10 protein-coding genes are annotated in these 13,135 nt (G+C 59.5%); 2 read left to right on the top strand and 8 right to left on the bottom strand.

Annotation, left to right across the window (positions count from 1 at the left end):
• Positions 1-9: 9 nt before the first annotated feature.
• Complete coding sequence (locus PQQ51_RS06395) at positions 10-393, bottom strand: VOC family protein (RefSeq protein WP_408495767.1); 384 nt, start codon at positions 391-393, stop codon at positions 10-12.
• On the bottom strand, positions 390-1,298 hold the full coding sequence (locus PQQ51_RS06390; protein ID WP_408495765.1) for a sugar phosphate isomerase/epimerase family protein: 909 nt from the start codon (positions 1,296-1,298) through the stop codon (positions 390-392). Before PQQ51_RS06390 ends, PQQ51_RS06395 begins: the two co-directional genes overlap by 4 nt.
• A gap of 276 nt (positions 1,299-1,574) precedes the next feature.
• On the opposite strand from PQQ51_RS06390, the gene PQQ51_RS06385 reads away from it, so the two are divergent.
• The gene (locus PQQ51_RS06385; RefSeq protein WP_408495764.1) at positions 1,575-2,852 is read left to right on the top strand and encodes an ABC transporter substrate-binding protein; all 1,278 of its coding nucleotides are present in this window, start codon (positions 1,575-1,577) and stop codon (positions 2,850-2,852) included.
• A gap of 81 nt (positions 2,853-2,933) precedes the next feature.
• On the opposite strand, the gene PQQ51_RS06380 is transcribed toward PQQ51_RS06385, so the two are convergent.
• The gene (locus PQQ51_RS06380) at positions 2,934-4,586 is read right to left on the bottom strand and encodes a GMC family oxidoreductase (protein ID WP_408495762.1); all 1,653 of its coding nucleotides are present in this window, start codon (positions 4,584-4,586) and stop codon (positions 2,934-2,936) included.
• A gap of 47 nt (positions 4,587-4,633) precedes the next feature.
• A complete protein-coding gene (locus PQQ51_RS06375; RefSeq protein WP_408495761.1) occupies positions 4,634-5,725 on the bottom strand; it encodes a Gfo/Idh/MocA family oxidoreductase in 1,092 nt (363 codons plus the stop codon).
• A gap of 300 nt (positions 5,726-6,025) precedes the next feature.
• Here PQQ51_RS06375 and PQQ51_RS06370 point away from each other — a divergent pair, with 300 nt between their 5' ends.
• Positions 6,026-7,174, top strand: a complete 1,149-nt coding sequence (locus tag PQQ51_RS06370; protein WP_408495760.1) for an MFS transporter — start codon at positions 6,026-6,028, stop codon at positions 7,172-7,174.
• Positions 7,175-7,201: 27 nt separating this feature from the next.
• On the opposite strand, the gene PQQ51_RS06365 is transcribed toward PQQ51_RS06370, so the two are convergent.
• The 4 genes from PQQ51_RS06365 to hisD form a co-directional block, all read right to left on the bottom strand.
• Positions 7,202-8,284 (bottom strand): MFS transporter, encoded by a 1,083-nt coding sequence (locus PQQ51_RS06365; RefSeq protein ID WP_408495759.1) that lies wholly within the window; start codon positions 8,282-8,284, stop codon positions 7,202-7,204.
• A 173-nt stretch (positions 8,285-8,457) separates the two neighbouring features.
• Entirely contained in the window at positions 8,458-9,981 is a 1,524-nt protein-coding gene (locus tag PQQ51_RS06360; protein WP_408495757.1) for an amino acid permease, read from the bottom strand.
• Positions 9,982-10,238: 257 nt separating this feature from the next.
• On the bottom strand, positions 10,239-11,369 hold the full coding sequence (locus PQQ51_RS06355) for a porin (protein ID WP_408495755.1): 1,131 nt from the start codon (positions 11,367-11,369) through the stop codon (positions 10,239-10,241).
• Positions 11,370-11,811: 442 nt separating this feature from the next.
• Complete coding sequence (hisD, locus tag PQQ51_RS06350) at positions 11,812-13,095, bottom strand: histidinol dehydrogenase (RefSeq protein WP_408495753.1); 1,284 nt, start codon at positions 13,093-13,095, stop codon at positions 11,812-11,814.
• Between the last annotated feature and the right edge of the window lie 40 nt (positions 13,096-13,135).

Below are 13,135 nucleotides of genomic sequence, written 5' to 3'. Positions count from 1 at the left end.
AGGGGCGAGTCAAACCGTCACCTCAACCAGATTGCCATCCGGATCCGAAATAACCGCTTCAAAATAGCCGTCGCCTGTCCAACGCGGACCTGACACCAAGGTCCCGTTGGACTCCATCCTCCGCGCGACGGCCATCACGGCATCCTCGCTGCCGAGCGAAATCGCAATATGCGCCCAGCCGACCCGATGGTCGTCCACCGACTGCGGCGCCAGCCTCGGCACATGCATCAGCTCGATCGCCGGTCCCTCCGGCAAGCGGGCAAAGCGCGAACTGAATCCTTGCGTTCGTTCACTTCTGTATGTCTCGCCGATCTCGGCCCCGAACAGGTCGCGATAAAAGTCGGACGCCCGGTCGAGGTCATTCGTCCAGAGCGCAACGTGAGCGATTTTCATAAAACCATTTTCCGGAAGGGAACAGGTCGAACCAGCGTCTCCATCAACGACTTCAGCTCACGCGCAACCAGATAGCCGTTCTGTTGCTGTTTGCGCTTGCAGAACAGTTCGCAACTCCACCACCCTTTGTATCCGGTCGCCCTCACCGCATCGGTCCATTCCTGAAGATCCAGTACTCCAGCGCCGGTCGGCACATCGCGGAGCACGCTCTCGTTGGGAATACCGCCGTCGAAATGAAGCGAATCGCAGACGTGCACGCCGTAGATCAGATCTTTGTCCAATCTGGCGACGTCGTCAGGTGTGACGCCCGACGTGTAGCAGTGCCAGTAGTCGACCACCACTTTGACGTTGCTGCGCGCCGCCCGCTCGATCAACCGGACTGATTTCTCAAGTCCGTTTACCGGCGACCATGAAAGCGTCTCGAGGTACAGCAACAGCCCGGCTTCTTCAGCCATATCGGCGAGCACCGCAAGATTTTTAGCGGTTATCGCAATCTGCTCGTCTTCCGGATAACCGAGAACGCCGGCGTAGTGGTCGGTGCGCCCGAACGCAGACCATTCGATAACCGCCTGGACATTGACCGGCCCCGTCAGAACCTGAACACCTTTTGCACCCGCAGCAGCCGCAAGATGGAAAATTTCGCGCGCTCTACTCCAGAGCGCTTCGGCGTCTTCCCCCTGTCGCTCGATATCGATGAGAAAGCCCATGCCCGGTACGTACACATCGGCAAGAAGCTGCTTCAGATCGTGGATCGAATAGCCCGCGTCGAGATAGCTCTCGATCTTGTTGCTGGATAGCTCGACACCGTCGAAGCCCACGGATCGCATGATGTCGATGTCCGTGACCAGGTTCGAGTGTTTCGCAACGGTCGCGTGCAGGACGAGTGTGTCTTCCTTCCCAATCATCTCCGATTCCTTTGGTCTGTTGCCACGATAACGGAACCAGTTTGACCACCCAATATCCGCTTAGCAATTTCGCAACCGCGTCATTCGCAGACGCAACCCGACGCACTTATTCCGCAGAAGCAAATCGACGCTAGCCGCGCGTCAGTTAGCGTCGCAAAACTCAAGGTAGCGAAATTGCATACGTTAATTTGCCCTCGAATACTCGGAACTGCGCTCACCCATTCAAAAGTGATGAATGTCAGCGATGAATATCGACACCTATGAGGAGATTGTGCTGTGAAACTGAAATCGAAGCAGGGGCAAGTATTGGCGCGTGTTGTCGCTTCCGCGGTGGCAAGCCTTGCTATTAGCGGCATCGCTGCTGCGCAGACGCAACAGGTCGAAGTGGTTCACCAATGGACCTCGAGCAGTGAGTCGTACGCACTTCAGGCCCTCAAGGATGCGTTGCAAAAGAAGGGCGTGGGCTGGAAGGATAGCGCGATCGCCGGCGACGACGGCGCGAACCAGCAGCAAGCGCTTCAAGCCCGTCTGGCTGCCGGCAACGCACCTGCTGCGGCTCAGGCGCAGCCTCAACTGCTGTTTTCCTACGCGGAGCAGAACGAGCTTGGAAGCATCGACAGCTACGCGAAGGCCGGTAACTGGGATCATCTCGTTACACCGGAGCTGATTCCCTATTTGAAGTACAAGGGCACCTGGTACGGCGCGCCGATGGACGAGCATCGCGAGAACATGTTCTGGATCAACAAGAAGATCCTCCAGAAATACGGCGATAAAGTCCCGACCACATGGGACGAATTCAATGCCCTCGCCGAAAAGATGAAGAAGGACGGCATCATTCCTGTCGCGCTGGGCGGTGAGGACTGGCAAGAAGCCGAGATCTTCAGCGATCTCGTGGTCGGCATGGGCGGCGCGGCGTTCTATAAGAAGGCGATCATCAACCATGACCCGGCCGCGATTCAAAGTCCGACGATGATCAAGGTGTTCGATGAACTCCGGAAGATCATCAGCTATACCGATCCCAATCGGGCAGGCCGCGACTGGAACGTCGCCACGCAGATGGTCATCGACGGCAAAGCGGGCATGCAGATTCACGCGGACTGGGCAAAGGGTGAATTCCTGCGCGCAGGCAAGAAACCCGGTGTCGACTTCGTCTGCTCCGCAACGCCGGGAAGCGGCCACGCGTTTATCTGGGTGCTGGACTCGTTCACGTTCTTCAAGCAGAAGAATCCGGCTACGCAGGCAAACCAGGCCTTGTTGACCAATGCGGTGATGGACCGTGACGTGCAGGAAAGCTTCAACCTGCGCAAAGGCTCCTTGCCGCCGCGGATCGACGTAGCGCAAGACAAATTCGACGACTGCGCGAAGGTGAATTTTGCAGACCGTGCGGCGGGCAATAAAGCGGGCGAGGTGATGCCGTCGTTCATCGAAAACGCGGCACTCGAACGCGATATCCGTGCAGCTTACGTCGATGTCGTCACGCAGTTCGTGAACACCCCTTCGATGACGTCAGCCGACGCCGTCAAGAAGCTTCTCGCCGCAGCCAAAAACGTCTGATTGCAACGCATGCTTGCTCTGCCCTTCGATAGAAGGGCAGAGCAAGCAGAACAACCGCGAAGCCAACGCTCCGCGCGAGCATCAGACCAGACTGATCACTTTTCCTTTCGACCGACTCACTTCAGCTTGTGCCTTTACGCCCGTGTCCCGGCCGCGAATCAGGTCAGAGGCTTTCTCGCCGATCATGATGCACACCGCGTTGGGATTGCCCGAAATGAGATTCGGCATAACCGACGCATCCGCGACACGCAGCCCCTCGATACCGTACACGCGGAGTTCCGGGTCCACCACGGCGAGCGCATCGGTGCCCATGCGGCAGGTACCCGCGGGGTGAAGCGCAGCGTGCGCCTCCTGCTGGCAGAAGCGGCGTAATTCGTCACGCTCCAGCGCGGGTTGAAACGGCACGAACCGGCGCTCGATGTATTTCCTTATTGCCGGTTGGTCCATGATGTCCATTGCCTTCGCGCATCCTTCCACCACGGCGTCGAGATCGTAGGCGTCGCTGAAATACATTGGAGCGACGCGCGGCACGTCTAAAGGATCGCGACTGTTCAACGTGACGAACCCACGCGAGCGCGGTCTGATTTGTCCGAGGTTGACGGTGCAGCCGTTACCTCCGGGCACACTGTCGACGCCCTCTTCAATCCCTGCGCCGACCACCAGGAAATACTGGATGTCAGGCGTCAATTCCGTGCGATTTCCCCACCAGAACGCGCCGCCCTCGATCAGATTGGATGCCGCCGGCCCGCTATTGAAAAGCGCGTATTGCAGACCCGCCATGGCCTTCCAGCGCAGCTTCTTGTATTTGTCGTAGCTGTACGGTCCTTTTAGCTGATACACGAGAGAGATCTCGATATGGTCCTGCAGATTCTCTCCAACGCCCGCGATGTCGGCATGCACCTCAATACCGTGTTTGGCGAGTTCCTCTCGTGGTCCAATGCCTGAGAGCATCAGGAGCTTGGGCGAATTGATTGCGCCGGCGCAGAGGATGACTTCTCGCTGCGCCCGCAACTGCTTTGACTTGCCGTGCTCGACAAATTCGACGCCGACCGCGCGGCCCCGCTCGATGAGAATCCGCGTCACGCGCACGCCGGTGCGCACCGTCAGATTGGGCCGACCCTCGGCGGGGCGGATATAGGCCACCGCCGAGCTGCTTCTTTTGCCGTCGCGTGCGGTGATCTGATAAAGCCCGCATCCCGTCGGGTCACCCGAGTTGAAGTCTTCGTTATAAGGAAGGCCGGCTTGTTGACAGGCTTTCAGCCACGCCTTTGTCAAAGGATGAATATGGCTGATATCGGAGACGCCGAGCGGTCCGCCCACGCCGTGACTTTCATTGCTGAAGCGCTCATTGTCTTCCGCCCGGAGAAAGTACGGCAGTACATCTTCATATCCCCAACCGGCGGCGCCGGAGTCGCGCCACTGGTCGTAATCGGACGGCACGCCCCGAATGTAGATCATCGCGTTAACCGAGCTTCCTCCGCCGAGCACGCTCGCCTGCACCATCGTCGGCATGTCCTTGCGGCCCTGCTCGGCCATCGGCACCCACGGAATCCGCTTCAGCAGCGGCCCTTGCGCCGTCTTGTAGTAAGCGCCGGGAATGTGAATATACGGGCTGCTGTCGCGCGGCCCTTCCTCGAGCAGCGTCACCGTCGAATCGCTGTCTTCGCTCAGGCGGGATGCAACGACGCACCCGGTCGATCCGCCTCCCACCACGATATAGTCAACCATCGCCATGCCCATCCTTTTCCGTTTCTGGATTCCGCTCCGCTGACGCCGACGATTCAGAAATGCGAGCGTCTGTCGTTCTCGAAGGCCACACGCTCTTCTTCTGTCAACGACAATGTCGTGGAGCGGCCCTCTGCCGCTGAAATCGAAGCGGCTTCCAGAAGTGCAATGAGCGCTACTGCCTCTGCCGGCGCTACCGGGTTCGGACCTTCACCACGGATCGCGCGTTCCAGTTGAACATAGAACTGGGACTGATCGCCTCGCGTTGCCGGCACCACACGTCGCTTTGACAAAGCGTCAGCCGGGTCGATGACATACGCGTCGTCAGGATCGACGCCGTACGATGGGTTGCCCGGCAACAGGCCCGCAATCAACTGCTGCTCCTGAATGTCCTGCGCCTGCTTCATCACTGAGCGGTTCGTGCCGTGTACGAGGAAACGCATGCCGAATCCCGGCACCACTTGCGCGCCGCGCAGAACGACCCTCATGCGGCCGTAGCCGAGGACGACCGTGAACCAGTCGTCGGTCCTCGCCCCGGTTCGCTGCTGCGCGAACGATGCAGTCACGAACTCCGGCAGTCCGAATTGCAACAGCACCTGATCGGCCACATGAGGGCCGAGGTCGAACCACGTTCCGCCGGCAGGCACCGGCTCTTCGCGCCAGGCTTGCGGGACGTTCGGCGCGTAGCAGTCGATGTGCGATTCGAAATGGACGATATCTCCGAGACTCTCGTGACGGATCGCATCACGCACGGTCAGATAGTCGCTGTCCCAACGGCGATTCTGGAAAACGGCCAGATGCTTGCCGACACGTTTGGCCAACGCCGCAAGTTCGCGCGCTTCCTTGAGCGTCGGCGTGAAAGGCTTTTCAACGACGACATGCTTGCCGGCTTCGAGTGCGAGCTTCGCGAACCGGTAATGACTTTCGTTGACACTCGCGACGATCACGAGGTCGACCGACTCGGCAACGGCCGCCTGTTCCGGGCTCAGAATTTCGATAGACGGGTCGTCAAGCGTGACCTGCTCCGCACGCTGAGTGCCAATTGCAACGAGTTGCAGACCCGGCACGCTGGCGATCAACGGCATATGAAAGTGACGGGTAACGAACCCATAGCCGATGATCGACACTCTGATCTTCTGGTCTTGCACAGCACGTCTCCTGTGAATGGCGTGGCGGCACGCAACATGCGCGCCGATACCCTATCGTCCGCGACTAATAAAGCGGTATCAATTTCGCGAGCGCCGCATTCCTGACGCAAGCCGGCGCGCGAATTGCGTCACTTTGCGTCCCACGAAACAGCACGGTATGCACCTGGTTCATCGCGTCACGGTGCGTCATCGAAAGCCGGTTTGCGAAGTTACATGCACGCGACACGCCAATTACACTCGAAGGCCGGCGCCCGTCCGGGCGCGTGCCGGGTTCCGCTTCCGCCATTACTCAAAGACCCCATGGACACCACAAGCGTCAGCCGAAGTTTTGCGTCTTCCTCGTCCGCGCGCGCTTCTACACGTGCCGGCTTCTTCTCCTTCGGATTGTTCCTTTCTGCGTGGGCTCCTTTAGCGCCGCTGGCCAAACTGCGTCTGCATCTGTCCGATAGTCACTTTGGCTTCGCACTGCTCTGCTTCGGGCTCGGCTGTCTCGTCGCAATGCCTATCGGGACCGCGCTAGCGGCCCGCTTCGGATGCAGAAAGATCATCCTGTCGGCGGGGCCCGTGGTGTGCGTGTGTCTCTTTCTGCTGGCGACGACTGAAAGTCCCGCTGTTCTCGTCGTCAGCCTGCTGATTTTTGGTTCGGGACTCGGCGTCACCGAGTCGGCAATGAATCTGCAATCCGCTGTCGTACAGCGATCTCACGCCGAACCGCTCATGTCGGGCTTCCATGCGTGGTTCAGCATCGGATGCATTGCGGGAGCAACCGGTGTAAGCGCATTGCTCTCGGCGGGTTTGACCGCTGAACTCGCTGTCGCCTGTGTCAGCGCGATCCTCGTTTTCATCTGGAGTTACTACGGCAAACACTTTCTCGCAGCCACGAGCGAAGGATCAAAGTTCGTTCTGACACTGCCACGAGGACGTGTTCTCTGGATCGGTGTTCTTTGCTTCATCTCGTTTCTTGCGGAAGGCGCGATGCTCGACTGGAGTGGCGTATTCCTCACTACCGCGAAAGACTTCGAGCCTTCTCGCGCGGGCTACGGTTACGCCTGCTTCGCGATCGCCATGACCGCCGGACGGCTATCGGGAGATTTTCTTTCCAGGTCGCTGCAACCACGCCGCGTTCTCCGGGCAGGTGCGTTACTCGCAGCGCTCGGAATCACGTCGCTCGTGGCAGCGAATCATTGGCTGATCCTGATGCTGTCTTTCGCTTTGGTCGGATTCGGACTGGCTAACATCGTGCCGAGCCTTTTTCTGGTGGTCGCCCGACAACACGTGATGCCGATAGCGGTGGCGATGCCGGTTGTCGCCACCATCGGTTACGCAGGGATGCTGACCGGGCCCGCCTTTCTCGGCAACATTGCCGAGCATGCCAGCCTGCAAACGGCGTTTCTCACGATCGCCGCCATGCTCTTTGTGATTATCGCGACCGCTAAAGTCGCAGATTGAATCGATAACCGTAAACGGCGAGCCGACTTACTCGCCGCGAAGAACCGTTCGCGCACTCGCCGCGATAATGGTTAGCAGAACGACAACCGCGAGAAATGCCGTGGCCAGCGTGGTATAGCGCGCGACCGCGCCAATGAGCGCCGGCCCGACGAAAACCCCACAGTAGCCGATCGTGGTCATCGCTGAAACGGCGGCACTGGTCGGCATCCGCTTCTGCTTGCCGACCGACGAAAACAGAACCGGCGCGATGTTCGAACATCCCGCTCCGACGAGCGCGTATCCAAGCAAATCTACCGCCCAGGATGTCGCGAAGGCGGCCAGTGCAAAACCGGCCGCGGCGCACAAACTGCCCACGATCACGATACGGGTTCTACCGAGACGGCTGACCATCCGGTCGCCCATCAGTCGGCCCGCCGTCATGGTTGCCGCAAACGCCGCATATCCATATCCGGCGTAAGCGTGGGACATGCCGCGCTCGGCCGTCAGGAACACGCCGCTCCAATCCAGTACAGCGCTCTCAGCCAAAAAGACAATGAACGTGAAGACACTCAGTACCAGCACGATGCCGCGCGGGACGGCAAAAAGCGTTGCCTGACTCGTCTGCGGTTCGGCGATCAATGCGGGATACGCATAGCACAGTGCGATAACCATCAGCAGAGTGGCGATGATCGTCGATGTGCCGTGCGATAGACCCGCGGTAAGGAGCAGGCTCGCGCCCGCAGCGCCGCCGATACCGCCGACACTGTAGAACGCGTGAAATCCCGACATGATCGAGCGCCCGCTTTCGCGCTCGACCTCGATCGCCTGAATATTCATCGCGACGTCGACTACTCCGGCAGCCATGCCGAACAGCGTCAGCACACAGATCGCGGAGGGCACATCGTCGACGAACGCAAGCGCGGGGAGCGTTGCGCAAAGCGCCACGGTTGCGAACGCGATCACCGCCCGGCAGCCGAATCTCGCCGCGAGGCCGCCGGCAAACGGCATCGCCGCCATTGAACCCGCGCCGAGGCAAAGCAATAGAAGGCCGAGTTGACCATCGTCAAGTCCGACTCTGGCTTTGACAAACGGCACTAGCGGCGCCCACGACGCTCTTCCGTAACCGGCCACAAAGAAGATAGCGCGCGTTGCAGCCTAGCGAGTGTTGAACGAAGTTCTGCGTTGAGCGAGATCAGAAGCCATGAACTGATTGAAGTAGAACTGCTTTTGCGGTTGTGGACGCGGGCGCGGACGCGGACGCGGTCAAGCCTGGGGTTCCGGATGCGATGAGCGGCGCAGGCCCTTTAGCGCACGGTTTCGACCCTTGCATAGCCGGGGCTGGAGACCTCGCTATCGCGCGCTGCCTTGCTCGTGATCGGCGGCCCCGGAAAACGCCTTTTTTCAAGGCCGAACCACGCAACGACAAGAATGATCAAAAAGCTGACGAAATAGTGGATCAGTATATCCGTCGGCGGTTGCAAGCCGACCCAGATGATAAAGATCCCGCCGATGATCGCGGCAGCGCCATACGGCCTCGACAAAACACCGAGCCGATAAGGACCGTAGCGACGATTGCGGGCAAACATCGCCGCGCCGATCGCCATTCCGTACGCCAGTTGATAAAACAGCGCGGTGCCGGCAACGAGCGCATTGAATGTCGACGAGTACAAGGTCACGGCGATGCCGGCGAGCGCGCCAGCCCAGATTCCCGTGACCGGCGTATAAAAGCGCGGCGATACGCGACTGAAGTACTTCGGCAAGCCCTGGTCGCGCGAAAACGAGTACACCGCGCGCGACAGCCCCGTCAACGCACTGGCGCCGCAAACGTAAGCCGAAATCGTCAGCGAAACGATGATGGCGTCCTTCAGCAGACGCGGTGCGCGGATTTGCTCGAAGAGCGTCGAAAAGCCGTCACCGCCTTTTCTGGCGATTGCGACCGGATCGCGCATCGCCATGTAGAAAAGCACGAGCAGCGCTGCGCCCATCACGACGGACAGGATCACTGAAGTGCGCATCGCCTTTGGAACGGCGCGCGCGGCGTCGACCGTTTCCTCCGACACGTGAGCCGCCGCGTCGTAGCTGGTCACGATCCACATGGGCAAAAGCAACGCGTACCCGAAGGTGAGAAGCGCGTTCTCCGTATGCGGAACCACGCCGCCGCCGGCGTCGCCCGTATTGTTCGTGAACGAGAAGATGTGCGCGAGGTTCGTTAGATGAAGGTTGTAAAGCATCACGCCGATCAGCGCGACGGCGCCCACGAAAGTCACGTAAGCGCCTGCGGTCACGAACCGCGACAGTGTCCGCACACCCACGTGATTGAGCACGGCCCAACTGCACATAACGACGACCACGCCGGCGACCTGCTGCCAGTATCCCCAATGAGAGGTGTCGATATGCAAAATGCCGCTGAGGATCAGCTGGTTGAACAGCAGGTAGAACGCGACCGATGTCCCGCCCGCCGAGAACACGTAGCCGATCAGATTGATCCACGCAGTGGCCCACCCCCACGCTCTGCCGCCCAACACCGACGACCAGTGATACAGCCCGCCCGCAGTAGGAATGGCCGAGCTGATCTCGCCCAACGAGGCCGCGGTTACATAGGCCAGCGCGCCGCCGATCAGCCACGTCACCGTCATGCCGAAGGCGCCCGCGGTTCCGAGACCTTGCTGCATGTTGGCGCCGAGCGCCCAGAACAGCCCAATGGCCATGAACGACACGGCAAAGTTGCCGAAGCCCGACATCCCACGCGAGAGCTCCTGCTTGTAGCCGAATTTTTCCAGCAGGTCGGTGTCCTGCCGTCCGATATCCATGGGCGCGCGGTCATTCATCACCATTCTCCAGCAGCATCCGCCCCAAAGGAGCCAGACGATCAAAACTGCGAAAGAGATATCGGCGCTCGTCGCACGGTCATGTCCTGCACAGCTTCACATCGCATCACTTATACGTATAAGTCTTATGCTGGACCGTTCAAATTTTCAAGTCAACATCGGCCAACTACGTGTTTACCCTCGCTGCAACGGTTAAAAAGAGGCGCCCACGGCTGGAGTCGACCGCGGGCGCCAAATCGCACAGCCCTCGTTAAACCTTAGAACTTATGACGCAGTCCGACGATGGCAAGCAACTGCGATTGCTTGCCCGCGTCGACGTCGTACGATCCGACCACGGCCTGAGCGTCACCTGCTCCGTTCTGCCCATTGGCATGCGTGTACGCACCGGCGAGATAAACATCGGTGCGCTTGCTCAACAGGTAGTCGATGCCCAGATTCGCCTGGTGATAGGTCGCCGACGAATTGCCGCCGGACTTCGTGTAGTTGTATCCGCCGGCCAGCTCGAATGCGGGCGTCAGCATCCAGATGGCAAAGATCGAGCCGTTCTGGAAATGCTCCGATCCGGTGAACAACGAAGCGGCGTCCGCGCTGTATTGCGTGTACGAATAAGCGGCGCCGGCCGTCACGGGACCCATCACGTACTGACCGCCGACGCGTGCAATGTTGATGGATCGCGCCGACGCATAGGCGGCATTAACCGAGCTATTGAAGAAGCTGTCGGCTGTCGTCGTTCCGCGCGTCGAAAGCGCGGTATTGCCGTTATCCGCGTGCAGGAAGCCGCCGGCCACGCCCAATCCGGCGTTGTTATACGCGGCCGCAGCCGACCACGTCTGCCCGGAACCCGTGGAACCCGCGATACCGCCGGGTGCATACATCGCCTCGACAACCACGCCGCCCCACGTCGGGCTCGTCCACTTGATGGCATTGCTGAAGCGCGCGCTATCGTCGTAGTTATCGATGTCGCCCGGCGGTGCGAACAGACCGCTGTAGTTGTCGGCCGTGAGCGGCTGCAACAGGTCCGTGACGGGGTCGTACTGGCGCCCGAGCGTCAACGCACCGTACGTCGTGCTGGCGAGACCGACGAATGCCTGGCGGCCGAACTCACGCCCATTGTTTCCCAATTGCCCGGAGCCCAGATCGAATCCGCTCTCGAGCTGGAAGTTGGCCGTGAGGCCACCGCCCAGATCTTCGGTGCCTTTGACGCCCCATTGGTTGCCCGACAGGTTGCCGGAAGACAACTTCCACTGCGAACTCTGACCGCCGCTATTGTGAATGTACGCAATCCCCGTATCGACGATGCCATAAAGAGTAACCGAGCTTTGAGCATGAGCTCCCGTAACGTAGGCGGCAGCACCAAGAGCGACTACGGAGAAAATCTGACGTTTCATTGACTCACCCTGCTGGATGTTTGTATTGAGGAACAATTCCGGCGTGTACCGTTGGCTACTCTCCCGCTGCACCGCCGGAAATATCGCTTACTTACTACTGGCCTTGCAAAGAAATCGTGGGGAGTCGGGTCTCCTGTTTTTTATTCGTCATACTGAATGAGTAGATGATTTGCTCATGGATCGTCGCTCTGCCAAATCGAACTAACCGTTCACCGCTTAACGAAATTCTTCGAATCCTGAGTCACTTTCCTGACACATCGATGTGTGATGCATCCTCACTTGCGTCGAAGTATTGAAGCCCAATAATCAACGCTCAATTTCGCAAGCGGCCTATTTGTGTCGCAAATCGACGCACAAACTGCGTCACCGCCGGAGTCGAACTCAAAAAAAATCGGCACTCTCGCGAGTGCCGACTATCGGACAACATTCAAACCCGGATGATCTACGCCGGTTTGCTGAACCTGCGAATGCGGATGTCCGCCTGCTCCTTGTGACCGGCGAACCCTTCCATGGCACAAAGCCTCGAACAATACTCGCCGACGAGCACGGAGGCTTCGTCAGTCAGCACGCGCTGATAGGTACAGGTCTTGATGAATTTCCCGACCCACAAACCGCCGGTATAGCGCGCGGATTTCATCGTCGGCAGCGTATGGTTGGTGCCGATTACCTTGTCGCCATACGACACATTCGTCCGGTCGCCGAGGAAAAGTGCGCCGTAGTTGGTCATGTGCTCGAGGAAGTACAACGGGTCGCGAGTCATCACCTGCACGTGTTCCGACGCGATGCGATCGGCCTCTTCCACCATCTCGTCGACGGTGTCGCACAGAATGATCTCGCCGTAGTCGTGCCACGCGACCGACGCAATCGCCGCGGTCGGCAGAATCGCTAGCTGACGCTCGATTTCCGCCGGCAACGCTTCGGCAAGTTCTCTCGAATTCGTCAGGAACACGGCAGGCGAATTGACACCATGCTCGGCTTGTCCCAGCAAGTCTGCGGCGACGATTTCGGCATCCGACGACTCGTCTGCGATGACGAGGGTTTCCGTCGGGCCCGCAATCAGGTCGATGCCGATCTTGCCGAACAGTTGGCGCTTGGCCTCGGCAACGTACGCGTTGCCCGGACCGACAATCATGTCTACCGGCGCGAACTGCTCCGTGCCGAGCGCCAGCGCGGCGACCGCCTGCACACCGCCGACGCAGTAGATTTCGTCAGCACCGGCCAGATGCATGGCCGTCACTATGGCGGGGTGCGGCTTGCCGTCGAACGGCGGCGCCACGGCTACGACCCGTTTTACGCCGGCCACTTTGGCCGTCAGCACGCTCATGTGCGCCGATGCAAGCAGCGGGTATTTGCCGCCGGGGATATAGCACCCTACCGAGTTCACCGGCACGTTCTTATGACCCAGGATGACCCCCGGCAGCGTTTCGACTTCAACGTCCCTCAGCGCCGATTTCTGAACCTCGGCGAAACGGCGCACCTGCTGCTGCGCGAACTTGATATCCGCAAGCTCGAGTTCCGACAAGGTAGCAACACACGCGGCAATTTCCTCGTCGGTCAAACGAAACGACGCGGGTGCCCAATTGTCGAACTTCTTCGAATATTCACGCACCGCCGCGTCGCCGTTGGCGGCAACATCGGCAATGATCGTCTCCACGGTGTTGCGAACCTGGGTCGCAATCTCCGTCTGGACGTCGAGGGGCTTGCTCTTCTTAAGATACTCAATCACAACTGACCTCCAAGGGTATTCCGAGTGCCATCTCGCATCA

This window comes from Paraburkholderia xenovorans (genome assembly GCF_046030735.1).
Classification (GTDB): Bacteria; Pseudomonadota; Gammaproteobacteria; order Burkholderiales; family Burkholderiaceae; genus Paraburkholderia; species Paraburkholderia xenovorans_A.
The sequence above is the reverse complement of the archived record's forward strand: the minus strand, read 5'-3'. Positions and strand labels throughout refer to the sequence as shown.

Excerpts from the sequence above, each read along its gene's own strand:
- PQQ51_RS06395 (WP_408495767.1), bottom strand. The coding sequence starts at position 393 with ATGAAAATCGCTCACGTTGCGCTCTGGACGAATGACCTCGACCGGGCG.
- PQQ51_RS06390 (WP_408495765.1), bottom strand. The coding sequence starts at position 1,298 with ATGATTGGGAAGGAAGACACACTCGTCCTGCACGCGACCGTTGCGAAA.
- PQQ51_RS06380 (WP_408495762.1), bottom strand. The coding sequence starts at position 4,586 with ATGGCGATGGTTGACTATATCGTGGTGGGAGGCGGATCGACCGGGTGC.
- PQQ51_RS06370 (WP_408495760.1), top strand. The coding sequence starts at position 6,026 with ATGGACACCACAAGCGTCAGCCGAAGTTTTGCGTCTTCCTCGTCCGCG.
- PQQ51_RS06360 (WP_408495757.1), bottom strand. The coding sequence starts at position 9,981 with ATGAATGACCGCGCGCCCATGGATATCGGACGGCAGGACACCGACCTG.
- PQQ51_RS06355 (WP_408495755.1), bottom strand. The coding sequence starts at position 11,369 with ATGAAACGTCAGATTTTCTCCGTAGTCGCTCTTGGTGCTGCCGCCTAC.